23 protein-coding genes are annotated in these 22,259 nt (G+C 69.9%); 8 read left to right on the forward strand and 15 right to left on the reverse strand.

What is annotated here, in order from left to right; translation table 11 throughout:
* Window positions 1-243 precede the first annotated feature (243 nt).
* Window positions 244-1,131, forward strand: coding sequence for an alpha/beta fold hydrolase (locus tag ACZ6SD_RS04075; RefSeq protein ID WP_465315409.1), 888 nt, complete (start codon window positions 244-246; stop codon window positions 1,129-1,131).
* Window positions 1,132-1,177: 46 nt separating this feature from the next.
* Here ACZ6SD_RS04075 and ACZ6SD_RS04080 read toward each other — a convergent pair whose 3' ends face one another.
* The gene (locus ACZ6SD_RS04080) at window positions 1,178-2,020 is read right to left on the reverse strand and encodes an NAD(P)H-binding protein (RefSeq protein ID WP_465315411.1); all 843 of its coding nucleotides are present in this window, start codon (window positions 2,018-2,020) and stop codon (window positions 1,178-1,180) included.
* A 141-nt stretch (window positions 2,021-2,161) separates the two neighbouring features.
* Between ACZ6SD_RS04080 and ACZ6SD_RS04085 the strand changes: the two genes are divergently transcribed.
* Window positions 2,162-2,569 carry a MarR family winged helix-turn-helix transcriptional regulator gene (locus tag ACZ6SD_RS04085; protein WP_465315493.1) on the forward strand — a complete coding sequence of 136 codons (408 nt, stop codon included), beginning with the start codon at window positions 2,162-2,164 and terminating at the stop codon, window positions 2,567-2,569.
* A gap of 31 nt (window positions 2,570-2,600) precedes the next feature.
* On the opposite strand, the gene ACZ6SD_RS04090 is transcribed toward ACZ6SD_RS04085, so the two are convergent.
* Together ACZ6SD_RS04090 and ACZ6SD_RS04095 are read right to left on the reverse strand one after the other, a co-directional pair.
* Complete coding sequence (locus ACZ6SD_RS04090) at window positions 2,601-2,780, reverse strand: DUF397 domain-containing protein (RefSeq protein ID WP_465315412.1); 180 nt, start codon at window positions 2,778-2,780, stop codon at window positions 2,601-2,603.
* Window positions 2,777-3,634, reverse strand: a complete 858-nt coding sequence (locus ACZ6SD_RS04095) for a helix-turn-helix domain-containing protein (RefSeq protein ID WP_465315413.1) — start codon at window positions 3,632-3,634, stop codon at window positions 2,777-2,779. Before ACZ6SD_RS04095 ends, ACZ6SD_RS04090 begins: the two co-directional genes overlap by 4 nt.
* Before the next feature lie 293 nt (window positions 3,635-3,927).
* On the opposite strand from ACZ6SD_RS04095, the gene ACZ6SD_RS04100 reads away from it, so the two are divergent.
* The gene (locus ACZ6SD_RS04100; protein ID WP_465315414.1) at window positions 3,928-4,416 is read left to right on the forward strand and encodes a hypothetical protein; all 489 of its coding nucleotides are present in this window, start codon (window positions 3,928-3,930) and stop codon (window positions 4,414-4,416) included.
* 610 nt (window positions 4,417-5,026) lie between these two features.
* On the opposite strand, the gene ACZ6SD_RS04105 is transcribed toward ACZ6SD_RS04100, so the two are convergent.
* The 4 genes from ACZ6SD_RS04105 to ACZ6SD_RS04120 form a co-directional block, all read right to left on the reverse strand.
* Window positions 5,027-6,964: a sensor histidine kinase gene (locus ACZ6SD_RS04105; RefSeq protein ID WP_465315415.1), complete on the reverse strand. Its 1,938-nt coding sequence runs from the start codon at window positions 6,962-6,964 to the stop codon at window positions 5,027-5,029.
* A gap of 293 nt (window positions 6,965-7,257) precedes the next feature.
* On the reverse strand, window positions 7,258-7,539 hold the full coding sequence (locus ACZ6SD_RS04110; protein ID WP_465315416.1) for a hypothetical protein: 282 nt from the start codon (window positions 7,537-7,539) through the stop codon (window positions 7,258-7,260).
* Between the two features lie 56 nt (window positions 7,540-7,595).
* Window positions 7,596-8,627: an alcohol dehydrogenase catalytic domain-containing protein gene (locus tag ACZ6SD_RS04115; RefSeq protein ID WP_465315417.1), complete on the reverse strand. Its 1,032-nt coding sequence runs from the start codon at window positions 8,625-8,627 to the stop codon at window positions 7,596-7,598.
* Window positions 8,628-9,046: 419 nt separating this feature from the next.
* Entirely contained in the window at window positions 9,047-9,586 is a 540-nt protein-coding gene (locus ACZ6SD_RS04120) for a GNAT family N-acetyltransferase (RefSeq protein ID WP_465315418.1), read from the reverse strand.
* 226 nt (window positions 9,587-9,812) lie between these two features.
* On the opposite strand from ACZ6SD_RS04120, the gene ACZ6SD_RS04125 reads away from it, so the two are divergent.
* Together ACZ6SD_RS04125 and ACZ6SD_RS04130 are read left to right on the forward strand one after the other, a co-directional pair.
* A complete protein-coding gene (locus tag ACZ6SD_RS04125; RefSeq protein WP_465315419.1) occupies window positions 9,813-10,742 on the forward strand; it encodes an MBL fold metallo-hydrolase in 930 nt (309 codons plus the stop codon).
* A gap of 186 nt (window positions 10,743-10,928) precedes the next feature.
* Complete coding sequence (locus ACZ6SD_RS04130) at window positions 10,929-11,240, forward strand: hypothetical protein (protein WP_465315420.1); 312 nt, start codon at window positions 10,929-10,931, stop codon at window positions 11,238-11,240.
* 92 nt (window positions 11,241-11,332) lie between these two features.
* Here the strand turns inward: ACZ6SD_RS04130 and ACZ6SD_RS04135 are convergent, their stop codons facing one another.
* Window positions 11,333-12,544, reverse strand: coding sequence for an MFS transporter (locus tag ACZ6SD_RS04135; protein WP_465315421.1), 1,212 nt, complete (start codon window positions 12,542-12,544; stop codon window positions 11,333-11,335).
* Window positions 12,545-12,621: 77 nt separating this feature from the next.
* Between ACZ6SD_RS04135 and ACZ6SD_RS04140 the strand changes: the two genes are divergently transcribed.
* On the forward strand, window positions 12,622-13,515 hold the full coding sequence (locus tag ACZ6SD_RS04140) for a LysR family transcriptional regulator (RefSeq protein WP_465315422.1): 894 nt from the start codon (window positions 12,622-12,624) through the stop codon (window positions 13,513-13,515).
* 132 nt (window positions 13,516-13,647) lie between these two features.
* On the opposite strand, the gene ACZ6SD_RS04145 is transcribed toward ACZ6SD_RS04140, so the two are convergent.
* From ACZ6SD_RS04145 to ACZ6SD_RS04160, 4 genes are all read right to left on the reverse strand, one after another.
* Window positions 13,648-14,145: an NUDIX hydrolase gene (locus tag ACZ6SD_RS04145; RefSeq protein WP_465315423.1), complete on the reverse strand. Its 498-nt coding sequence runs from the start codon at window positions 14,143-14,145 to the stop codon at window positions 13,648-13,650.
* Between the two features lie 62 nt (window positions 14,146-14,207).
* Window positions 14,208-15,050, reverse strand: a complete 843-nt coding sequence (locus tag ACZ6SD_RS04150; RefSeq protein ID WP_465315424.1) for an endonuclease/exonuclease/phosphatase family protein — start codon at window positions 15,048-15,050, stop codon at window positions 14,208-14,210.
* The gene (gene tmk / locus ACZ6SD_RS04155) at window positions 15,041-15,694 is read right to left on the reverse strand and encodes a dTMP kinase (protein ID WP_465315425.1); all 654 of its coding nucleotides are present in this window, start codon (window positions 15,692-15,694) and stop codon (window positions 15,041-15,043) included. Before tmk ends, ACZ6SD_RS04150 begins: the two co-directional genes overlap by 10 nt.
* Window positions 15,691-16,812, reverse strand: coding sequence for a radical SAM/SPASM domain-containing protein (locus ACZ6SD_RS04160; protein ID WP_465315426.1), 1,122 nt, complete (start codon window positions 16,810-16,812; stop codon window positions 15,691-15,693). Before ACZ6SD_RS04160 ends, tmk begins: the two co-directional genes overlap by 4 nt.
* A gap of 229 nt (window positions 16,813-17,041) precedes the next feature.
* Between ACZ6SD_RS04160 and ACZ6SD_RS04165 the strand changes: the two genes are divergently transcribed.
* Entirely contained in the window at window positions 17,042-18,106 is a 1,065-nt protein-coding gene (locus tag ACZ6SD_RS04165) for a LysR family transcriptional regulator (RefSeq protein ID WP_465315427.1), read from the forward strand.
* 131 nt (window positions 18,107-18,237) lie between these two features.
* Here the strand turns inward: ACZ6SD_RS04165 and ACZ6SD_RS04170 are convergent, their stop codons facing one another.
* Window positions 18,238-19,227: a hypothetical protein gene (locus ACZ6SD_RS04170; protein ID WP_465315428.1), complete on the reverse strand. Its 990-nt coding sequence runs from the start codon at window positions 19,225-19,227 to the stop codon at window positions 18,238-18,240.
* Between the two features lie 108 nt (window positions 19,228-19,335).
* Window positions 19,336-20,271, reverse strand: coding sequence for a transporter substrate-binding domain-containing protein (locus ACZ6SD_RS04175; protein WP_465315429.1), 936 nt, complete (start codon window positions 20,269-20,271; stop codon window positions 19,336-19,338).
* Window positions 20,272-20,468: 197 nt separating this feature from the next.
* Between ACZ6SD_RS04175 and ACZ6SD_RS04180 the strand changes: the two genes are divergently transcribed.
* The gene (locus ACZ6SD_RS04180; protein WP_465315430.1) at window positions 20,469-21,515 is read left to right on the forward strand and encodes a lytic polysaccharide monooxygenase auxiliary activity family 9 protein; all 1,047 of its coding nucleotides are present in this window, start codon (window positions 20,469-20,471) and stop codon (window positions 21,513-21,515) included.
* Window positions 21,516-21,538: 23 nt separating this feature from the next.
* Here ACZ6SD_RS04180 and ACZ6SD_RS04185 read toward each other — a convergent pair whose 3' ends face one another.
* Window positions 21,539-22,258 carry a hypothetical protein gene (locus ACZ6SD_RS04185; RefSeq protein WP_465315431.1) on the reverse strand — a complete coding sequence of 240 codons (720 nt, stop codon included), beginning with the start codon at window positions 22,256-22,258 and terminating at the stop codon, window positions 21,539-21,541.
* Between the last annotated feature and the right edge of the window lies 1 nt (window position 22,259).

Below are 22,259 nucleotides of genomic sequence, written 5' to 3' on the forward strand. Positions count from 1 at the left end.
GGAACGAGTGTTCCACATTCGGCCGCCGCCCGTCTGGGCTTCGCTCGTGCCGCTTCTGGGGGAGCGGCACGGCGAACGAACCCCGATGTCCCCGCCCGGATCGCCGCACTCACCCGATCGTGGGACCCCCGCGCGATGGCTGTGGCCGCCGAACCCCCGGTGCTACGTTCGGTTCGCGCGCGCATACGCAGTGCGACAAGGGTTTCGCGCTTTCTGATCCTGACGACGAGAGACAGGACACTCATGCCCGAAGAACCTGGCGCCTACGCCACCGCCAATGGCATCCGCCTCTGGTATCGCGACGAGGGCGACCCGGACGGCGAGCCGCTGCTGCTGATCATGGGCCTGAACTCCCAGCTGATCGCCTGGCCGGACGACTTCGTCGCCGCCCTCGGCGACCGCGGCTACCGGGTGATCCGCTTCGACAACCGCGACAGCGGCCTGTCGGACAAGATCGAGTCGGCCGCCGCCGACGCCGAGCCGCTGGCCCCCGCCTACTACCTCCGGGACCTCGCCGACGACGCGGTCGGCCTGCTCGACTTCCTGGAGATCGGCCAAGCGCACGTGGTCGGCGCGTCGATGGGCGGGATGATCGCCCAGTTGGTCGCCATCAACCACCCGGACCGGGTGCGCAGCCTGTGCTCGATCATGAGCACCACCGGCGCGCCCCTGGTCGGCCTGCCGACCTTCGAGGCCGCCCTGGCGGTGCTGACCCCCGCGCCGACGGAGCCGGAGGCGGCCATCGAGCACATCGCCAAGGTGTACGACGTCATCGGCTCGCGCACCCACCGGGAAACCGAGTCGGACCGCCGCCGCCAGTTGGCGCGGGCTTCCTACGAGCGGATGAACTACCCGCCCGGCGCGCGGCGGCAGGTCGCCGCGATCGCGCACGCCCGTGACCGCACCGACGATCTGGGGAAGCTGACCGTGCCCACCCTGGTCGTCCACGGCGTGGAGGACAGCCTGATCACCGTCAGCGGCGGCCGGGCGACGAGCAAGGCCATCTCGCACTCCACTTACCTTGAACTCGACACCATGGGCCACGACCTCCCGAGCCCGCTGCGCGCCGAGGTCGTCGCCGCGATCGACGCCAACGCCAAGAAAGCCGCGGCGGCGCCTGCCGCCGTCTGACCACAAAGGACCGACGCGGCCTTCTCCCCTCAGGAAGGCCGCGTCGTCAAGTTTCGGCGAAGTCGCCCCGGTTGGTCTCGACCCACTCCCGGAACGTGCGGGGCGGGTGGCCGGTGACGCGTTCGACGGTGTTGTTGACCGGCGCGGGCACTCCCACGGCGGCGGCCTCGGTGTCCAGCAGCGCGCGCAGGACCGGCTCCGGCAGCCACGGCGGACGCCGCGCCACGGCCTGTTCCGGGGTCAGCGGCTCGATCCCGATGGGCCTGCCGAGCACGTCGGCGACGACGGTGACGAGATCGCGCAGCCGCACCGATTCCGGGCCGGTCAGCACCTGCATCCGGGCGCGGTGGGTGTCCCGGGTCAGCACGTCCGCCGCCACTTCGGCGATGTCGTCCAGGTGGATGGGCGTGACCCGCGCGTCCGGGTGGACGAGGCCGACGCGGCCGTGGTTGCGGATCTGCGCCGCCCAGTCGCGGCGGGCGTTGCTGGCGAGCCAACCGGGGTAGAGCACGGTGTGCGGCAGGCCGGATTCCGCGACGGCCCGCTCCACCGCGCGGTGCATGAGCCCGATCGGCCCGTCGTGCTCGCCGCGCTCGTAGGACGCTGGCGAGGACAGCAGCACTATGTGCCCCACGCCCGCTTTCCGGGCTGCCGCAAGGAAATCGCCCGCATCCTCCCGGGTGGGATACAGGAACACCGCATCGACGCCGCGCAGCGCGCTTTCGGCGTCGCGTGGCGCGGCGATGTCCAGTTCGACGGCCTCCACCCCTGGGGGCAGGCCGGTGATCTCGCCGCGCCCCGAGGCACGCACCGGGTGCCCGCCCGCGGCCAGCGCGGCGACGACACGGCTGCCGATGCCGCCACGGGCGCCGGTCACCAGGATTGTCATGTCTCTCCGGTACTTTGCGTCAAAGTTGCTTTGGTCGGCAATTAGCTTTGATGTCAAAGGTATCTGGAGGGTGTGCGGGTGTCAACGAGACGAGCGGGTGATCTCGGGGTCGATGACGCCGTCCGGGCGCTGCTGCTGCTCATGCCCCGCGTGGTCGGGCGGGTGAAGCGGATTCCCGTGCCTGAGGAACTGCGGTCCCTGGCGTTGGGTCCGCGCCACCTGTCCCTGCTGTCCTACCTGCTGTTCGACGGCCCCATGACGGTGAACGACTTGGCCGCCCGCCTGGAAATCGCCCCGACGACCGCGAGCCTGCTGGTCGGCGACCTCAACCGCAAAGGCGTCCTGCGGCGCCACGAGGACGAGAACGACCGCCGCAGGCGGATCATCAGCATCGATGAGCGGGCCCGGCCCGCGATCGACCGCTGGCTCTCCCACGGCGTGACGGCCTGGCGGCAGGCTCTTGATCCGTTGACCCCCGCGCAGCGGCGGCTGTTCGTGGACACCCTGCGGGCCTATGAGGCGGCATACGACACGGGTCCCCGGGACTGATCCCGGGGACCCGTGTTGGTTGTTCGCTTGGTCAGCGGTCGAGTTCGCCTGACTTGGCCGCGGTGAGCAGTGGGGCCAAGGCGAGGCGCAGTGTCGGTCCGGTGGGGTTCTTCGAGTCGCGCACGGCGTCGAAGGTGTGCGCCAGTTCCACGCAGCCGTTCGCGTTGGCACCACTGCGGGTGGACTTGCGCCACCTGGTCTGTTCGGTCACGGTCCGTTCTCCAGTTTCCTTACTTCGGCAGCGAGCAGAGTCTTGGTTTCCGCTGGTGTAAGTGCCAAGTCAACTATCTCGTCGAACATCGCTTGGAATCGCTCGACGTCGTTTTCATCTTCCACCCACACACCGCCCGCCACATGCTCCAAATAGACCACGGGTGAGTCATCGTCGGCGTATCCGATAATACTGAACGCCCCGGACATAGTCCCATATGATCCGGCTCCGAACGGCACGACCTGGATGACCACGTTGTCACGGGTGCCCATCTCAAGCAGGTGATTGAACTGTTCGATCATCACAGACAGGTCGCCGACGACACGCCGGATCGCCGACTCGTCCACGAGCGTGTGTAGGCGCAGCGGCGATGCGTCGGTGAGTCGGGCTTTCCTGTTCATCCGTGCGGACACGTAGCGTTCCGGCTGATCCGAGACATGGAACTGCTTGCCGGAAGCGTTGACCGCCCGAGCGTAGGCGAGAGTCTGGAGCAGGCCGGGGACGAGCACCGGTGACAGGGCGAGTTCAGTGGCCGCTTCGGCTTCGGCTCGCATATAGGCGCGAAAAGCGCGTGAACTACCCGCTGGAGTGATTACCCGAGCGGTTGGCTCGCCCGCGTCGTCCCACAGTTGCGCGGCTTCCGCGCGTTGGTCGGTGGTGGCGCCGTACATCGACAGCAGCGCCTGGAGGGCCGCCCATCCGGGACGGATGTGGCCGGTCTCGTAGCGGCTAGTTGTTGTCTCTTTGACGCGGAGCAGCTCGGCCGCTTGGTACAGGGTGTGGCCCGCGTCGAGCCGCAGGCGTTCCAGGAAGAGTCCGAGTCGTCGCTTGCGACGTGTTGGTACAGCAGGCATGTTGCGCAGGGTAGCGCGTTGTCAAGCCAGCGCGCTCGCGTCCGACAGTCTGCGTTGCGGGCGCGCTTGCGCCGCAGTAGTGTGGCCAATAGTTGTCATCCGGCGGAGGAAGCAGACATGGGGAACGTGATCTTGTCAGGCGGAACCCGGCCGGTGGCCGACAGATAAAAACGGACGCCCGGCGCCTCGACCTCGCAAGCCCGGCGCCGGGCGTCCTCCGGATAACGGCTCAAGTATAAGGAGAGCACCATGGGAACGCGTATCGGTGGAACCCCCTGGGCGGGTGCGGTCTGATGGGCATGAACTCGATGGGGATGACCCTGCGCCAGCACGACTCGCTCACCCTGCGGGTCAGCCGGTCAACCGGCCAAGCATGGCTGGAAATCCAGGCCGGAGAAACACACGGCGAGATCCTGCTAGACCACACCCACGTCGCAGCACTACAGGACAACCTCCCCGACGCCCTAGCCCGCCTCAACCACTGGCTGGCCGACGACGCCACCCGCCAAAAAGCCACCCTGTCAGCCGAACGCGCCACAGACGCCGCCACCACCGCCCTAACCATGGCGGCAGCCGCAGAAGCCGCAGGCTCCCCCGACGTGGCCGCATCCCTACGCACCGCGGCGGAGGCGGTAACCGCACGCTCCACCGCCGTAAACACCGCCCTCCAAGCGGTAGAACAAGCAGCCGAAGCCGCCGACCACGCCGCCGACACCCTCCTACACCTAACCACCGAAGCCGCCACCACCCCCCGCGCCCCCGCACCCTCCACCGCAAGCTAATCGCGCCCGCCCCCCACCCGACCGACAACACCCCACACACCCCACCCGGCAGCACACTGTCCACCGCCAGCGATCCCGGCCGTGCCCCGGTTCGACTGGCGACCCCCACGCGCGCCCAGGTAGCGGCACGCTGTCCGCCGACGGTGTTCGTGGCGGTGCCCCGGCTCGACCGGCGACCCCTTACGCGCCCCGCGCGGCGGCGCGCTGCCCGCCGGGGGCGGGCGGTCGTGCCCCGACTTGGCCGACGCGCTCTGCGCGGCGGCGCGCCGCTCGTCCCGGGGTGATCGTGACCGTGGGCTGGCCTGGCCAGCGACGTTCTGCATTGCCTGCGCGGCGGCATGCTGTCTGCCGGGGGCGGGCGGTCGTGCCCCGGCTTGGCCGGCGCGCTCTGCGCGGCGGGGCGCCGCTCGTCCCGGGGTGATCGTGGGCGTGGCCTGGCTTGGCGGGTGACGTTCTGGGTGACCTGGGCGGCTGTGTGTCGTCCGCTAGGAGGTGATCGCGGATGTGAACCAGCTTGGCCTGCGACGCTGATCACCTGCCTGCCCGGCGTCGGACGGCGAGGTCACCGGATCTGGGGAACCTCGCCGTCCGCGCGTCGGACTCGCGCGGATCAGGCGGTCGCGCCGCGCAGGCGGGCCGCCGGGGGCTGTGGGGCACGTTCGACGGTCACCGTGGGCTCCGCCAACAGGTTGTGCGGCAGCAGGACCCGGGCGCTGATCCCGGACGCGCCGGACTCGACCAGGTGCACGTCCGCGCTAAGAGCGCCCGCGAGGGCTCCGACGACGTAGTGGCCGAGGAACCGCGTCGGGGCGACCAGGAAGGGGTCCTCGCCGCGGAACTTGGCGTTCGCCGCGGCGATCTGGTCGCGTCCCATGCCGATGCCGTGGTCGGTCACGGCCAGCAGGTAGCCCTTCTTGGTGATTTTGCCGTGGATCTCGACCCGGCGGTCCGGCGGGGAGAAGACCAAACCGTTCTCGATGAGTTCCGCGAGCAGGTGGGCGACCTCGGCCACCACGGAGCCCGCGACGAGCGCGGGCTCGATCCGGCGCAGTTCGACCCGGGTGTAATCCTCCACTTCGGACATGGCGGCGCGGATGACGTCCACGACCGACAGCGGCGCGCCGGGCCTGCGCGGGCCGGTCTCGCCGACCAGGACGAGCAGGCTTTCGGCGTTGCGGCGCATCCGGGTGGCGAGGTGGTCGAGCAGGAACAGCTTGCCCAGCGCGTCGGGGTCCAGTTCGGTCTGCTCGAACTGGCTGATCAGGTCGAGCTGCCTGCGCACCAGGGTCTGGTTGCGCCTGCCCAGGTTCGCCAGGGACTGTCGGGCGTTGCGCCGCAGCAGCGCCTGCTCGCCCGCCAGCGCCATTGCCGAGGTGCGCACCCGGTCGATCGAACTGGCCAGCGCCGCGATCTCCTCGCACGCCTGCGGGTCGACGCCGACCGGGCCGGACGGGGTGGGGTCGGCCACGATGCCGTCCTGCACGGCGGCGATGGCCAGTGGCAGCCGCACAGCCGCGACCGAGTCCGCCTCCTTGGCCAGCCGCGCGAGCGGGCCGATGACGGACTGGTTCACCCGGCGCACCAACTGGATCAGCGCGAACGCGGCCAGCGCGGCGACCAGGACCGCGACGGCGACCTGGATCATCGCCGCGGTGCGCAGCGACCCGGCGTCCCCGGCGATGTCGTCGCCGATGGAGCGCTGCACGGTGCGCAGGTCATCGATCACCGTGGTCATCGCCGACCACCAGGCCAGCGGGTCGACCGGCCGGGGCAGCGGGCCCGCGGCGGCCTGCAGCGCGGTGTGCTCGAAGGCCACCGCGTCGCTGGCCGCGGCGGTGCGCACGGTGGCGGCGTACCGGTCGTGCTGCGCGGGGGTGGCGTGCCGCTCGAACTCGGCCACCGCGGCGAGTTTGGCGGCGCGGATCTCACTGAACCGGGTGTATTCGTCGTCGGTGAACCGTCCCGCGGCGAACACTCCGTTGAGGAACGCGCGCTCGCGGCCCGACTGCTCCTTGATCTCCCCGATGAGCCGCAGCGCCAGCAGACCGGGCCGCAGCGTGGCGTCGGCTGTTTCCTCGGTGCTCGACGTGGAATCGCTCAGCGCGGCGATGACCGACGTGTAGAACTGAAACGTCTCCAGCCGCGGCACCGCGCTCGCGTCGACCCGCGCCCGGATGGTCGGCAGCGCGGCCAGCCCGCGCATGGCCCCGTCGAGCCTGGCGGACGGGTTCTCCCCGGCCGCCTGCCGCAACGTGCCGAGCGCGGCGTCCACGGTCAGCCGCTGCCCCTTCAGCGGCTCGGCGAACCGGGTGTCACCGCCGACCAGGCCGTTGGTCAGCCCGCGCTCGCGCTGCAACTCGTGGATGGAGTCCTGGATCACCAGTGCCAGCGGCACCGCGTCCGCGGCGGCGTTCACCGCCTGGTACCGGCTGACCTCGCTGACCATGATGTACCCGATCAGTCCAAGCAGGACGGACAGGGACACGGCCAGGATCACGGCGAGTCGCTTGCGGACCGAGACCCGTCCGATGTTTCCATGTGTGCTCATCCGGTGTGAGTTCCTAGCTGCTCGGGTACGCGCCGGTCGCATACGTCTCGCCGCTGTCCCCCATTGGCGCAGGCGAGCGAAGCATATGTCGGCGCGGGAAATCCCCGATGGACTCGACCAGCGCGTTTACCGGATCGCGGCAGGTCTTAACGCAAGAGAAATCAGATTCACACTCTTTGTTCTCACGGCCAGGCGAGCCGCGATAGCGCGCGGATATGTTGCGGAATTCGCACGCCCGGGGCCCGCTCGCGGTGAGCGGACCCCGGGCGCGGATCGGCGGGCTTGGGCGCTGTCTAGTCGCGCTTGGTGGCGAGGCCGGGACCCAGGATCTTGCGGGCGATGCGGCGCGGCAGCGACTTGCGCGGGCGCGGGCGGGCCGCCGCGGGCTGCGCGGCGGCGGTCCGGGCGGCGGCGGGCTGCGGGACGGCGGTCCGGGTGGCCGCGGGCTGCGGGACGGCGGCCCGGGCGGCGGGCTGGCCGGGCGGCGCGGAGTCGCGGATGGCGGGGAATTGGACCGTGGGGCGGTCCGTGGTGGCGAGGGCATCGGGCTCGGTGGCGGGGGTGCTGGTCGTCACGCGCCCGATCTTGCCATCCGCCTCGACGCGCGCACGCACCTACCGTGTGTGAGTCGTTACCCAGCGGGGGTGATGATGGTGACCCCCGAACCGGGTGACGTTCCCATGGCGGTGAGCGCGGCTGGGGCGTCGGCGAGGCCGATCGTCGCGGTGATCGTCAACTCCGGGCTGATCACGCCCGCCGTCACCAGGGCGATCAGCTCCGGGTAGGCGCGCGCGGGCATCCCGTGGCTGCCGAGCAGGGCAAGCTCGTAGGCGACGACCCGCCCCATCGGCACCGGCGGGTCGCTCGGCAGCAGGCCGACCTGGACGTGCCTGCCCCGTCTGCGCAAGCTGAGGACCGACGCGGCGCAGGTTTGCGGGCTGCCCAGCGTGTCAAGGGACAGGTGCGCCCCGCCGCCGGTCGCCTCGACCACGGCCGCCACCGGGTCGACCGCCGAGGCGTCCACGCACACCGCCGCCCCCAACTCAGCGGCCAAGTCCAGCGCACCGGGTGAGACGTCCACCGCGACAACCCGCGCGCCCGCCACGGCCGCCACGGCGACCGCGGCCAACCCGACCCCGCCGCACCCGTGCACCGCGACCCACTCCCCGGCCGCGACCCGCCCCTGCGCGGTCACCGCCCGAAACGCCGTCGCCACCCGACACCCCAACCCCGCCGCGGCGGCGAACGTGGTCTCCTCCGGCAGCCCGACCAGGTTCACCTCGGCATGCTCGACCGTCACATATTCGGCGAACGACCCCCAATGAGTGAACCCCGGCTGGGTCTGCCGCTCGCACACCTGCTGATCCCCAGCCGCGCACGCCGCACACCCCCCACACGCGCACACAAAGGGTGCGGTAACCCGATCGCCCACCCGCCACCCGCGCACCCCCGCCCCAACCGCGGCCACCGTCCCCGCGAACTCGTGCCCCGGCACATGCGGCAGCCGGATGCCCGGCTCATGCCCCACCCACCCATGCCAGTCACTACGACACAACCCAGTCGCCTCGACCCGAATCACCGCGCCATGCTCGGTCGGAGCCGGATCAGCCACCGTCCTGACCTCAGGCTCACCACCGAACTCGTCATACACCACCGCCCGCACCGCCCACCCCCATTCCTCTCAGCCCAACCACCGACACCCGCCCGCTCACAAACGTCACCGCCGCGCTCGTCGTATCCCACCGCTCGCGCTAGCGGACCCCGGTTCGTCTCGGCCTGCTTGCTCGGCCACTGGCGCGCGCGTGACCAGGAGTGTCACCGCTGTGCTTGTCGTATGCCACCCGCTCGCACCAGCGGGCCCACTTCTCTCTGCCCGCGCACTGGCACTCGCCTGGTCAGGAGAGTCACTGGTGAATCCGTCGTGCCATCGCTCGTGCCGGCGGGCCCACGTTTCCCGCCCGCGCACCGGCGCTCGCCTGATCAGGAACGTCACCGCTGTGCCCGCCGCAGGCATCGGGCTCGCCCGCTCGGCCAGGAAAGTCACCCCTGAACCGCCGCTCGCGCCGGTCATCCCCGCCCGGCTCAGCGAGCCCGCTCGGCCGCGGGCGCCCGCGCGACCAGGAACGTCACCTCTCTCCGCCGCCGAAACCCCAGCGACTCATAGAGCCGGATAGCCCCCGTGTTGGCTGCGGTGGCATGCAGAAACGGCGTCTCGCCACGCGCCTGGACACCGGCGACGACAGTGCGGACCAGGCTGCCCGCCAGCCCCTGGCCACGCACCGCCGGGTCCGTGCACACAGCGCTGACTTCAGTCCACCCCGGCGGCCGCATCCGCTCACCCGCTATGGCGACCAAGGCCCCGCCGCGCCGAATCCCGTAGTACGCGCCCAGCGCGATAGTGCGGTCGCGGAACGGTCCCGGATCGGTGCGCGCCACCAGATCCAGCATCTCCGGCACATCGTCCGGCCCAAGCCGCACGCACTCGGGGTCAACCGCGCCCCGCACCCCCACGCCGACCAGTTGCACCCCCGGCAACCGCAGCTCGACCTCCCACCCCGCGGGCGGCGCGAAGTCACCCCCACCGATCTGAGCGACTTCCTCATGCCCGGTGAACTCGGCCACCGCCCGCCACCCTTCCCCCGAGGGCGCCGCGGCCAAACCCGAAGAACGGCGCCACGTCCCCCGGATACCGGACCACCGGCCCCTGCCACTCGGCGAGATGCGCGTGCGGCCCGGTCAACGCGGCCCAGACCGGATTGTCCAACACGGATTCGGAAGCGATCACCCTGCGAAATCTACTGCGCCACCGCAGTGGGTGACCGGAGCCCGCGGGAGGATCATCGGGGGCATGAGCACACGAACGCTGCCGCCGCCGGAGATGATCGAGGTCGCCTCGGGGGTGTTCGCCTACATCCAGCCGGACGGGAGCTGGATGGTGAACAACACCGGGATCGTGACCGGCGGCGGCGCGCACGTGATGATCGACACCACCTCCACCGAGGCGCGCAACCGGGCGCTGCTCAGCGCGGTGGCCAAGATCAGCCCGGACGCGCCGCGGGCGCTGGTGAACACCCACCACCACGGCGACCACACCTTCGGCAACTGGCTGCTGCCCGCCCACACGCCGGTCATCGGGCATGTGGCGTGCCGCGAGGACGTGCTGGCCGCCGGGCTGATCGCCGCCGAGGTGCTGCCCGGACCCGACTACGGCCACCAGGAGGTCCGCGCGCCCGAGGTGACCTTCAGCGACCGGATGACCCTGCACCTGGGCGAGCGCTGGGTGGAGTTGGTCCACGTCGGCCCCGCCCACACTCGCGGCGACATCCTGGCTTGGCTGCCCGACGAGGGCGTGCTGTTCGCGGGCGACCTCGCGTTCACCGGCGGCCAGCCCTTCCTGGCCGAGGGCAGCCTCGCCGGATACCGCAAGGCCCTGGCCCGCATCCGCGACCTCGCCCCGGATGTCCTGGTCCCCGGCCACGGCCCCGTCCGCCGCGGCCCGCAGGTGGCCCGGCTGCTCGACGACCTCGGCGCCTACGCCGACTTCGTGGCCGAGACCGCCCGCGCGGGCCACGAAGCGGGCCGGACCCCGCTGGAGGCGGCGTTCGCGGCCCGGGACAACCCCTTCGCGTCCTGGCAGGAAAACGAGCGCCTGGTCGGCAATCTGCACCGGGCCTACTCCGAGCTGAACGGCGACCCGTGGGGGACCAGGCTCCCGCTGAAGGTCATCTGGCCGGACATGGTCGCCTTCAACGGCGGCCCGATCGGCTGCTACGCCTGACTTCCCCCCGCATTGACCTGAAGAAATCGGCGGAAGAAACGGCGAGTCGCCGCGATGATGTTGATTATGAATGCTCGAATGGGTGGCTTGGGTTGCTGTTCCTGTGCGTCGGCTGCACCCTGGGATAGGTGAGCGCGCGTTCCGTCAGACAGCGTCAATAATATCACCCAGAAAGAGGGTTTGACCATGCGCAAACTCGCCCTGTCGGCGGTTTCGGCATTGGCTGTGGCTGGTTCCATCTTGATGTCGGGAGTGGGTCCCTCAGCCGCGGAGGTCACTGACGCGCGTTGCGCCGCCAAGATATCCGGGCCGGAGGCGTCCCTCCGCTGCTGGAACAACGGGCCTGACGACGTGACGGTGCGGGTCATTCTTTTCTGTTCACCGCCGCCGCGAGCATACGCGCACGAGTTCCGCTTGCTGGCTGAAACTCAAGCCAGCCTGCGCCTTACCTGCTCGGTCGGAAACGCGGTCGATGTGCGGTGGGAGATCAAAATCTGATCGTCGCGGAGGAATAGCTCAACAGTCCTGCCTGGCTGAATCGTCGGTCCTTCCGGGAGCGACGAAATGCCGGGCAGGACTGTTGTGATTGATCAGCGCGACGAAGGCCGAACCCGGGCCAGGGGACGCACGACGGCGGCCAGCGCGGTCAGGCAGAGCGCCGCGAAGATCGTCAGGCACCAGCGCGGGTCGAAGAACTGGGTCGCCACGCCGACGCCGATCGCGGGGAGGGACAGGCCCGCGTAGGCGCCGGTGAAGAACAGCGCCAGCGCCCCCGCCCGTTCGTCGGGCCGGGCCAGCCGCGCCACCGTGGTCAGCGCCCCCTGGAACAGCATCCCCGCGCCCGTCCCGGCCAATGCGCCGCCCACGGTGAACAGGGGGAGGCTGGCGAGCCACCCGCCCGCGGCCAAAGTCGTCAGCCCCACCGGCAGCGCTGTCGCCGCGACGCGCAGCGCGCCAAGGGTGCCGACTCGGTGCAGGGTCAGTTGCGCCACCGCGCCGCTGCCCAGCGCCGCCCCGGCGACCGCCCCGGCCAGCAGCGGCGACGGGCGGTGCAGCAGGCCCGCGACGAAGCTGGGGACCATGGCGTTCGCCAGCCCGTAGAGGGCGAAGGCCACCAGACCGCCGAAGGTGGCCGCGGTGAACGCCGCGCGGTCGCCGTCCGGCGCGGCGGGGCGGGTCACCTGGAGCCACGGCCCGGCCGCGCGGTCCCGGGTCTCCGGGGTCAGCGCCGCCACCGCCAGGGCGAGCAGCAGCAGCGCGGCGAGCACCACATAGGGCGTTCGCAGGGGAGCGGGCGCCCACTCGGCGAGCGCGCCCGCGAGGACGGGGCCGAGCGCGATGCCGCCCAGGTTGGCCGCCGTCGTGGCCAGGTCCGCCCGCCGCGGCGAAGCCCCCGGCCGGGCCGTCGCGTGCAGCTCGGCGATCCACGCCGCAGCGGCCCCGGTCGCCAACCCGACCGACAGCCCGGAAATCAGCCGCCCGGTCAGCAATCCCGCCAGCGAAGGCGACGCGAGGAACACCGCGCACGCGGCGAGCTGCGCGACCAGGGCGGCCAGCACCACCGGCCGCCGCCCGATCCGGTCGGAGACGTGGCCCAGGCCCAGCAGCGTCACCACGACGCCGAGGACGTAGATCGCGAACGCGACGGTCAGCATGCCGGTGCCGAAGCCCTCGCGCTGCTGATAGAGCACGTAGAGCGGGGTGGGCAGCGCGCCCGCCACCATCAGCGCGCCGTAGGCGGCGACCGGCCGCCCCCAGGTCGTTGTGCGAAGCGGGTTTTCGACATCGAGAATTGCTTGCATGCCGCAACGGTGCTGCGGCTGGTTAGCATTGTCCAACATGAAATTCGGCTAGGTCTAGCACAACTGGAGATAACCGCATGGAGACCCGCAGGCTGCAGCATTTCCTCGCCGTCGCCGAGGAGCGCAGCTTCACCCGGGCCGCGGCGCGCCTGCACATCGTGCAGTCCGGGATCTCCGCGTCAGTCCGCGCGCTGGAGAAGGATCTCGGCACGCCGCTGTTCGAGCGGACCACTCAGCACGTCGACCTCACCCCCGCGGGCAGCGCGTTCCTGCCCGAGGCCCGCCGAATCCTGCACGCCCTGCGCGCCGCCCGCCAGGTCGTGGACGAGGTCCGCACCGGCCTGCGCGGCACCCTGGAACTGGGCATCCTGTTCGGCCTCACCCCCACCCGGGTGCTCACCGCGCTCGCCGAGTTCCGCGCCCGGCACCCCCAGGTCGAACTCCGCCTCATCGGCCCGGGTCCGCAGGGCTCCACCTCACACGCCAACGCCCTGCGCGACGGCGACCTAGACCTGGCGGTCCTGATGAGCACCGGCGCCGCCCCCGGCCTGCGACTCGACCCCCTGACCACCGAAACCGTCGTTCTAGCCTGCGCCCCCGACCACCCCCTCGCCGCCCACGACACCCTCACCCTGGCCGACCTGACCGGCCACGACCTCATCGACTTCCCCCGCGGCTGGGGAGTCCGCAACGCCGTCGACCGCGCCTTCACCGCCGCGGGCTTCCCCGACCGCCCCACCTCCTTCGAGATGAACGACATCGCCACCATCCTCGAACTAGTCCGCCACCGCCTCGGCATCGCCTGCGTCCCCGAATCCCTGTCCAGGCAGGCCCCGGAACTGCGCTACATCCCGTTCCGCAGGCACATCCCGCGCTACGACATCGCCATCGGCTCCCCCCGCGACCGCCCGCTGAACCCGACCGCCCGCGCCTTCCACACCACCCTGCTCACGGCCTCAGCCGCGAGTTGACGCCGCGAGGCAGGAAGCCTCGCAGCGTGAACCAGGCTGGGGCGTTTCCCACAGGATTCACGTCATCCGGTGGGAATTGGAGATGGGATCGGGTTTGCCGGATCACGATCAAGGGCCAATGTCTGCCCTTGGTCAGCTGTCCAGGGTCAAGGGCGTGTCCGGCAGGCGGCCTGCGAGCAAGGCGTCGAACAGGTCCGGCAGGATTGCGGGCAGGAGTTTATCGGGACAGTGCCGAAGGTCGGCAGCCGACCACCAGCGCCGCTCGATCAGCCCGGCTTTCTCATTCTCGGTGGGCTTGAGCGCGACCCGCGGCACCGTGTCGGCCGCCCGTCCGAGGAAGACGTGCTCGACGCGATGGTGGTCGCGGCCCTGGTAGCGAAAGCGGGACTCACGCACCCACAGCTTGCGGCCGAGAGCCGGGATGACGATCCCGGATTCCTCGGCGACCTCACGACGGGCGGCGTCGACCAAGTCCTCGTCCTGGTCCACGCCGCCGCCAGGCAACTCCCACCAGTGGTGGTCGGGGTCCTGCGGGTCCAGAGCGTGGATGAGCAGCACGCGATCGGCGGCATCGAGCAGCAGCACACGGGCGCCGATGCGGGGCGTGCCTGCTGCGGAGGTGATGGGCATCGGGCGGCGGTTCCTCGCGGTCGGCTGACGGGGCGGCCACCTGCGCGTTCGGACACCAGAGGTTAGAACAGGGTCGGCTCCGGCTCGTTGCGCGCGTCGGCCGCCGTGGCGGGGTCCGACGTTAGCAGTGGCTCCGCCGCGGTCGTCGTCATCCGCACGGCGAGTCCTGAGTGATCGGTGAGCCGGGCGCCGTCCGGCGTAGCCTCCCTGGTCTCATGGACGTACTCACACGAGGCGAGCCTCGCGACGACCGCTGGTGAGCCGTGGGCGTGGTCGTAGCGGTAGCCGAGATCGGCACGGCGCGCCCAGCTGTGTTCGACGCGTTCGGGGTGCAGGTGTCGGAACAGGTCGGCCAGGCCATGCCGGTTGGTGAGCGCGGTGTAGAAGTCGTACTCGAAGGGTGCGAACTGGCCCCGGTGGGCGGGCTGGTGAGCGGGTTCGAGCACGTTGAGATCGCCGAGCAGCAGCAGCGGAACCTCGGACGCGGTGGCATCGAGCGCGGTGTGGAATCGCTCGATCCAGGTCTTCTTGCGTTCGGTCTTGTCCTGGCTGGCGTCGCGAGACGGCACGTAGACTCCCACGACGCGCAATGGCCCGTCGTCGGTTTGGACCACGACACCGACGGCTCGTGCTGGAAGGTAGTCCAGTGCGGCGCCGACTGGATCGAGCGTGGTGGCGAGTTTGCTGACGATCAGCACGCCGAGTTCGCCGGGCGCGTGCTCTGGGAAGGTCACCGAGTAGCCCGCGGCGGTGAACGCCTCGGCCAGGAACACACTGCCCGCGGTGGCCTTGGTCTCGGTCAGGACCAAGATGTCGTCTGGGCGGGCGGCAAGCCACCGCAGTTGCCGGTGGGCTCGCTCGATCGACGGTGCGCCGACGTTGACGGTGATCAGGCTCAACGACATGCCGGGCTCTTCTCCTTGAGGATTCGGTGGATCAGGGACATGATCTTGATGGCGATCGCGGTTGGGGCGTCGGTCGTGCAGTCCAACGTCTCGACCGGCCATCCCCTGGTTCGCAGGTCGACCACGGCATGGACGTAAAGCCGGGATTCCCTGTCACTGCTGTTCTCGGCGCGCTCGAAACGGCTGTGCCCGCCTCGTCCCCGTAGCCTGCCGTTGATCACGCCGGGGTCAGCATTGAGGATGACACACAGGTCAGGCCGGTAGACACCGTGGTTGAGCCGCCAAACAGTATCCGCTGAAAGACCATCGAGTCCTTGCAAGACAAGGGAAGAAGTGACGTAACGGTCGCAGACCACGATCTGCCCGGTCCGCAGCGCGGGCTTGATCTCGGCTTCGAGTTGGTGATGCCGGTCGGCCGCGCACAGGCACGCCAACGCCATGCCTTTGTAGGTGTCCGTGCCGTGGCGAGCCAGTTCGCCCAGCGGCGCTCGCGACGGCTGGGTTGTCGCCAACACCGGCAAGCCCGCCGCGACGAGCATGTCGGCGACCAGTCGTGCGGCTGTGGACTTGCCGATGCCACCGGGACCATCCAGGGTCACCAGCGTCCCGGCCAGGCGGCGGGGCTCAGGGAACGGGGAGCTCATGCGGGCGCCAACGGCAGCGCTCGACGTCCTTCAACGACCCCGCCTTCGGCGATGGGGCACTGCTCGGCGTCGACGTCACCGATCCGGCCACCCGCGGCGACCACGGCGGCAGGGCAGCCCTTGCCGCACCCGGAGTTCATCGAGCACGATCCGCAAATGGCGTTCGCGCCGACCTGATAGCGCTCGTGGAACCGGTAGTCGTCCAATCGTGCCGAGATGTTCGCGTCGGTGAAGATGTTGCCGACGATGAACTCGCTGTCGGCATGTTGGGAGGCTGGTGTCCGTGCGGCGAAGACCAGATACGGACACACCGTGACCTCACCGGGCGTGAACACGTAGATGATCGTCCCAGCCTCGCATCCGGAAAGAGGTTTGCCTTCGGTGTTGGGAAAGCGGATGTGCGCGATGTCGAGGTCCGGGCCGTCGAACGGCGCGGTAAGCGCATAAATTTCCTGCATGTGCAGGGTCGTCTTCGCGAGCCTGCCTTGTGACCTGACCCCGCGCCCCATGTTGCCCAACGGATTGAGCAGCACATAGCGCGCCCCGTTCTCGCGGGCGAACGCGCACAGCCGGACATACTCCTCGTTCTGCGCCAAGGAGTTCGGTGTGCACAGCAGGCCTTGCAAGATCCCGGCGGCGCCGAGCTTGCGCACGGTTGCCGTGGTGATGTCGAAGCTGGCCCGGTCGCCGCGGAATTTGCCGTGCGAGTCGGCGGCGAAGCCGTCGAGAGACACGTTGCAGTGCACGCCCAAGCGGGCGAGTTCGTTGATCTGCTCGTCATCGAGAGTGGTGGCGTTGGTGCAGATTCCGATGTGCATGCCCGCGGCATGGAACGCGCGCACGATGGCCATGAAGTCTGGGTGGATCGTGGGTTCACCACCGGTGAGTGTGACACGCCGAACCCGGGCGGCCGCCAGGCGCGGGATCACCTTGCCGACCACGTCGGCGAGCGGCATCTGGTTGCCGATTCGGGTCGCGGACACAAAGCAATGAGCGCACCTCAGATTGCAGTTCTCATTGATTTGAACGAGTGCCTTGCGGTACGGAATGTCTACTGTGGTCCGAAAGTAACTCGAGGTGGCGAGGGAGTCCTCGGCGACGCTGCGGGCACTGCTCATCGGAACCTCCGCGTTCGCGACACCGTGTTCGCCAGTGCCGCCGGTGGGAGTGTGCCCGGTCGGGCACACCGCACTATATGTTCGGGTGAACAATATCCTTTTTGATGATGTCCTGACGAACATCTTTGGATCACTGTGGGTGGAACTGCGAGCAGTGACAACCCAACTGGCCGCGCGGACAATTCGCGTGCCAAGGTGTGCCCCGCCCGGGGGTTCGAAACGAGGAGGCGTGGTGTCCGACAACGGAGACGACGAGATCGATGCCGCGAATTTGCTGGCGACCCTGCTGGGCTGCCCGCCCGAGATGCTCGACATCAGCCTTGACCAGCTGCGCACCCTTGCTGTGGTGCACACCACCGGCACCGCTCAGCGGGCAGCCCGTGCGCTCGGGCGTGAGCAATCCAGCGTGCAGAAACAGCTCGACAATCTCAACCGGACCGCGACCCGATTGGTGGGTGAGGCGCTGGTGGTCAAACAGGGCCGCGGCAAGGACTTTCTCTTCACCCCGTCCGGCGAGGAAGTCGTCACCCTCGCGACACGTACCTTGTTGGCCTGGACTGAAAGCCTGCACCGCAGCAGGCGACGAGTCGGGTCCACCGTCACCTTCGGCACCACTGAGTTCACCGTCGAGTTCCTCGGCGAGGTCTGGCCCTCGCTGCGCGAAGACTTCCAACGTCGTGACATCCACCTGAACATCGAGCACGTCCGCACCCGCGACCTGTGGCGCAAGCTCGACGCGAAAAAGGTGGATCTGGTGTGCGGTAGCTTCGCGGCCGAACCCGGTAGTCCGCCTGACCTGGACTATGATTTCCTGGAATGGCACCGCGAACGTGTCGCTCTGCTGACCAACCTCACCACCCGTGAACTTCCCGACATCCCAGTCGTCGCGGCCAAGCTGCCCAGTCTGCCGCTACTGGCGCCGACCGCCGGACTGCTCGCTCAATTTCTCGGCCGCTGGTATGGCCCCGACTATCGGGGCAGGCTGGACGTCATCGCCGAGATCGACTCCCTCAACTACGGTCTCAACCTGCTTAACACCGAGCTGCTGCACGGATGCCTGCTCACCACTGAACGGGTCGCCGACGCCGCCCTGGCGGGACGACTTCCCGGCGCGGGCCTCCGTAAGATCGACCTCGCCGACGACTACGAACCCGCGCTGGAGATCGTCACCGGAATCTTCGCCCGCAAAGGCGAACGGGACCGCTACGCCGCGGACCACCCCTTGAACCTGTTGTGGGTCGCTTTTGCAGAGGCCAGTCCCACCCGGCCAGTTCCGGCGGTCTTGCCGGGCTGACGAAACAGGCTTCATTCGTGGTGCGGCAAAGAAACCCTGCGTGGTGGCCCAACCGGATCCGCGGTACGAATGGGTGCGGCGTGCGCGGTTCACGCTCGAACCGCTTCGCCCGCTTCGTGCAGACGGCCCGGTCAGGGGAGTCGGCCCTCGCAGCGGGGGTCGGTGGCGCCCTGGGGGACTTTTACCGGCAGGAGCCAGTCCATGGCGGCGTCCTCGACCAGCCAGCCGCGCGCGGTGACGGCGCTGTAGGGGATCTGCTCCGGGCCCCGGCACAGGGATTTGGCCTCGATCAGGTTGTTGGGCACGAAATGGACCTCGCGGTCGGCGTCGAGGAGGGTGGTCATGGTGTCGTCCACGGTGACGACGTTGCCCAGGACGATGGAGGCGGGGCGGTCGTCGGTGGCGCGCAACTGGACCGCGACCGCAGGCAGCACGGGGACCTGCAGGAACATCGCGATCAGCGCGAACGGGGTGACCAGCGCGCCAACCGACGCGATGGCGTGCGTGGCCGGTTTGGCGACCCGTTCGGGCAGGGGGCCGGTCAGCAGCGGGCCGAACAGCGGCGGCAGGAGCAGCAGCAGGGCCAGCGGCGTCTCACCGCGGCCGAACGCCGCCAGGATCGCGCCGCCGAACCACAGGTATTCCAGCGCCGCGACCGCGATCGGCAGCAGCACGCACACCGGGAACACCAGGTCGTCGCGGCCGCGTCGGCGGGTGGTCAGCCCGACGATCGCGCATGCCAGCAGCAGCAGAGTCGGGATGAACCTCAACTGCCACACCAGCAGCGCCCATGCCACTGACCCGATCACCAGCCAGTCGGGGGTCCGCTCGACCGTGCGCTCCAGCCGGGACTCGCGGCCGGGGGCCCGGCTCACCAGCGACAGCAGGCCGAGCAGGTGCGCGGTCAGCAGGATCGCGGGCGGCACCGCAAGCAGGCTGATGACCAGCGAGCTGGCCAGCTCCAGCGCGTGCACGTGCTGCACCAGCAGCAGCATCGTGTTGCGGTCCTGGCCGCTGAGCTGCCACAGCCGCAGCACCAGCGCGACGATGGGGAACGCCGGGAGCAGGGTCAGCGTCCACTGGAAACCGCGAGCGTCGTCAGACCTGCCGGTCTCGTCCATGGCCGAACCTCCGCGGCGCCGTTCCGCCGGTCCAGTGGGTGGTCGCTCCGCGGCGGGACGATGGGGGACACCGGCGGCGTCAGGGTCCATCGGAGACCGCGAGCGTCGTCAGACCCGCTCCCATGGCCATTGCCGAACCTCCACCTCCACCGCGCCCCGCTGCTGGTCCAGTGGGATGAGCTGCTCGGGACTGTGCTTGGCCATCGGCCGCAGGTGCCGGTTGTGCGCGTCCTCCCAGCGTTTGTCGGCCGGGTCGTTCTGCGACCGGTACAGGGCCAGGTTCACCAGGGTCCGCAGCGCCTCGTTGCCCCCGGTGTTGACCGCCCACAGCTCCTTGGCCTCCAGCGCGATGTCGTGGTGGCGCAGCTCGTCGGGGTAGCGCTGGGCGAAGCCAGCGAGGATCGCCGCGTCCGTGGTGACCGAGTCGACCTTGCCCGCGCGCAGCAGGTTGACGCAGCCCGCGATCGTCAGGTCGTAGACGATCTTCGCGCCCGCCTCTTCCGCGGCCCGCACCGACGTGGAGGTGGTGAGCGTGCATACCGTCTCACCGGCCAGTTCGGTGAGCGCCAGCACCGGCCGGTGGTCTTCGCGGGTCAGCACCGACTGCTCGGTTTCCAGATACGGGAACGAGAAGCTGACCCCGCCGACCGCCGCGCGCTCCGGGGTGTCGCTGTAGGTCGCCACCACCAGGTCGACGCGCCTGCCGTCGGCGCCGCGCATCTTCGAGCGGTCCTCGTTCTCGATCTCGACCAGTCGCACCTTGCTCGGCTCGAACCCGAGGTCGGCGGCGATCAGGTAGGCGATGTCGATGTCGAACCCGGAGAGCACCCCGGTGTCCGGGTCGAGGTAGCCGATGCCGGGCATGTCGGTCTTCACGCCGATGACCAGCTCCGACTTCCCTTTGAGCCCGGCCTGCTCCTTGAGCTCGTCCTCGGTGGGCACCTGCTCCCACCACACCGCGACCGCGATCCCCACCGCGACCAGCGCCGCGGCGATCAGGGCCGCGAACCGCACCCACTTCGGCCTATGGTCCCCATCCGCCATGGGTGAATCCTTTCACGATCAACTAGGGCGTGACCTAGGATTCGCGACTTTCGCCGCACCCTAGTGATGCTGATGGGGCCAATGAGGCTCCAGTGGGGGCGCTCACTTCGGGTGAAGACCGGCCGGTAGGCGCGCGCGGCGGACGAGCATGCGGAGGACGACCAGCGCTCGCGTCCGATTTTCCGAGGATGGCCACGATGACCACCGACCTCCAGCAGACCGCACCCCCTCGTTCCCTCGCCGCCACCGCCGCCTACCGCACCGACGGCGACCTCACGCTGCACGGAATCCAGCTCGCATGGACCGTCGGGGCGAACAGCGGCGGCGACTGGCCCCCGCCACCGGACTGGAACGACGGGACGAACCCGCCCTACCCCCACGTCTATGAGGTGTGGCTCGACGGGGGCCGGATCAAGCAGACCGCCCTGCTGCACTGGCCCACCTGGGCCCCGGGCTGGCAGTGGGCCCGCACGCACTGGGTGTGCCTGGGCACTGAGCCCGCCCCCGAGTACCGGGTGAAGATCCGCGCCAAGCTGGACGGCGGCGCGTGGAGCGAGTTCACCGAAGAGGTCACCGTCGCCACCACGGACACCCGGCCCTACACCGCTCTCCCCGGCCGGGAGGAGACCGCCCTGTCCGCGAGCCCTCGGCACGGCAACGTCGATCACCCGGTGAGCCGCGCGATTCGGGCCCTCCGCGACAACGACCCGTCCGAGATTTGCCGCCGCGCCCGCGAGCTGTGCACCAGCACCTCCTGGCACGAGGTCGTGCCGCCCGCCGAGGCGATGCTCGCCGACCCGCCGTGGAACGGCTCCTACCTGGAGTACCGCAAGTTCTTCCACGGCCCCGACGTCGCGTCCGCGGGCAACGCCGCCTTCGCCGGTCTCGACCTGGTCGGCGACTGGCCGGTCTCCTACCTGGCGGGCGGGGAGACCACGCACACGTTCACCTACGCCTACGAGGCCCACCACGTCGACCACACCTGGACCCACCAGTGGTTCGTCACCAAGGACGGCTGGGACCGCCAGGGCGGCGTGACCTGGGACGCCCTCGAACCGGTGCCGTTCATGACCGAGACCCACGGCGACCCCGCCGTCACCAGCTACACCACCGAGACGCTTCCCCCGAAGTCCGGCAGGCACGTCATCGTCGACGTGTGGGGCGGCCACGGCGGCCTGAGGGACCAGCACGGCAACCTGGTGGGCGAGTTCTTCATGTCCTGCTCCGACGTCGAGTTCGACTGACGGACCCCGCCCGTTCTCCGGGTTCAGAGCAAGAGGCGCCTGCCGCGTCGCCAGGTCGGCGCGGCTATGGCGGGCGGCGCCTGCACTCCGCGCCGGACGGCCTGCCAGGTCGCGTCCCACCGGTTCAGCGGACCGGCCAGGTTCTTGCACACCGCGTGGGCCAGGTCCTCGGGGGCGCGGCCCTGCCACTGAGTGGCCACATAGACCTGGTAGTCGTCCGCCAGCCGGAGAGTCACCTTGAACAGGTCCTGGTCTTGGCCGTCGTTCCAGACGGACGTGAGTTTGAGGCCGAGGCGGCGCAGCCGTTCCCGGTCGACGTTCGCCAGCACGAGCCGCCCAGCGGTCCGCTCCGGCGTCTCCCACGAGTGGTCGGCGAAGGCGCGGGCGACCTCCGCGTCGTACTTCGCCGCCGGGAAGACGAAAGTGCGGCTCTCGGCCGTCCGGTGCCGCCATTCCCAGCGCACCCAGTCGTCTTCCCGCACGATCCGCACCTCGGTCGGCCCGCAACCGAAGTCGCCGCATGAGCAGCGCCCGACCGGCACCGTCCGCGCCTCGTCGGTGGCCACCAGGCGGTTGTCGGGAACGAGGATGTCGTACGGGTCCATCCCCCGGCCCCCGCCCTCCGCGGTCAACTCCTCCCCGCTGACGTGCACCCGCACCTCGAAACCGGTTTTGATGGTGGTGGTCGCGGGAGCCACCTCCAGCCGGAGCCAGTCGACGGTGCCCCAATGGTTTTCAATCATG

It is taken from the genome of Actinokineospora sp. NPDC051303, from assembly GCF_055586285.1.

What these genes read in the sequence shown, in the direction of transcription:
- ACZ6SD_RS04140 (WP_465315422.1), top strand. Translation starts at nt 12,622, where the DNA reads ATGGAGACCCGCAGGCTGCAGCATTTCCTCGCCGTCGCCGAGGAGCGC.
- ACZ6SD_RS04095 (WP_465315413.1), bottom strand. Translation starts at nt 3,634, where the DNA reads ATGCCTGCTGTACCAACACGTCGCAAGCGACGACTCGGACTCTTCCTG.
- ACZ6SD_RS04130 (WP_465315420.1), top strand. Translation starts at nt 10,929, where the DNA reads ATGCGCAAACTCGCCCTGTCGGCGGTTTCGGCATTGGCTGTGGCTGGT.
- ACZ6SD_RS04170 (WP_465315428.1), bottom strand. Translation starts at nt 19,227, where the DNA reads ATGGACGAGACCGGCAGGTCTGACGACGCTCGCGGTTTCCAGTGGACG.
- ACZ6SD_RS04135 (WP_465315421.1), bottom strand. Translation starts at nt 12,544, where the DNA reads ATGCAAGCAATTCTCGATGTCGAAAACCCGCTTCGCACAACGACCTGG.
- tmk (WP_465315425.1), bottom strand. Translation starts at nt 15,694, where the DNA reads ATGAGCTCCCCGTTCCCTGAGCCCCGCCGCCTGGCCGGGACGCTGGTG.
- ACZ6SD_RS04185 (WP_465315431.1), bottom strand. Translation starts at nt 22,258, where the DNA reads ATGATTGAAAACCATTGGGGCACCGTCGACTGGCTCCGGCTGGAGGTG.
- ACZ6SD_RS04085 (WP_465315493.1), top strand. Translation starts at nt 2,162, where the DNA reads ATGCCCCGCGTGGTCGGGCGGGTGAAGCGGATTCCCGTGCCTGAGGAA.
- ACZ6SD_RS04180 (WP_465315430.1), top strand. Translation starts at nt 20,469, where the DNA reads ATGACCACCGACCTCCAGCAGACCGCACCCCCTCGTTCCCTCGCCGCC.
- ACZ6SD_RS04125 (WP_465315419.1), top strand. Translation starts at nt 9,813, where the DNA reads ATGAGCACACGAACGCTGCCGCCGCCGGAGATGATCGAGGTCGCCTCG.
- ACZ6SD_RS04105 (WP_465315415.1), bottom strand. Translation starts at nt 6,964, where the DNA reads ATGAGCACACATGGAAACATCGGACGGGTCTCGGTCCGCAAGCGACTC.
- ACZ6SD_RS04145 (WP_465315423.1), bottom strand. Translation starts at nt 14,145, where the DNA reads ATGCCCATCACCTCCGCAGCAGGCACGCCCCGCATCGGCGCCCGTGTG.
- ACZ6SD_RS04150 (WP_465315424.1), bottom strand. Translation starts at nt 15,050, where the DNA reads ATGTCGTTGAGCCTGATCACCGTCAACGTCGGCGCACCGTCGATCGAG.
- ACZ6SD_RS04175 (WP_465315429.1), bottom strand. Translation starts at nt 20,271, where the DNA reads ATGGCGGATGGGGACCATAGGCCGAAGTGGGTGCGGTTCGCGGCCCTG.
- ACZ6SD_RS04100 (WP_465315414.1), top strand. Translation starts at nt 3,928, where the DNA reads ATGGGCATGAACTCGATGGGGATGACCCTGCGCCAGCACGACTCGCTC.
- ACZ6SD_RS04075 (WP_465315409.1), top strand. Translation starts at nt 244, where the DNA reads ATGCCCGAAGAACCTGGCGCCTACGCCACCGCCAATGGCATCCGCCTC.
- ACZ6SD_RS04080 (WP_465315411.1), bottom strand. Translation starts at nt 2,020, where the DNA reads ATGACAATCCTGGTGACCGGCGCCCGTGGCGGCATCGGCAGCCGTGTC.
- ACZ6SD_RS04160 (WP_465315426.1), bottom strand. Translation starts at nt 16,812, where the DNA reads ATGAGCAGTGCCCGCAGCGTCGCCGAGGACTCCCTCGCCACCTCGAGT.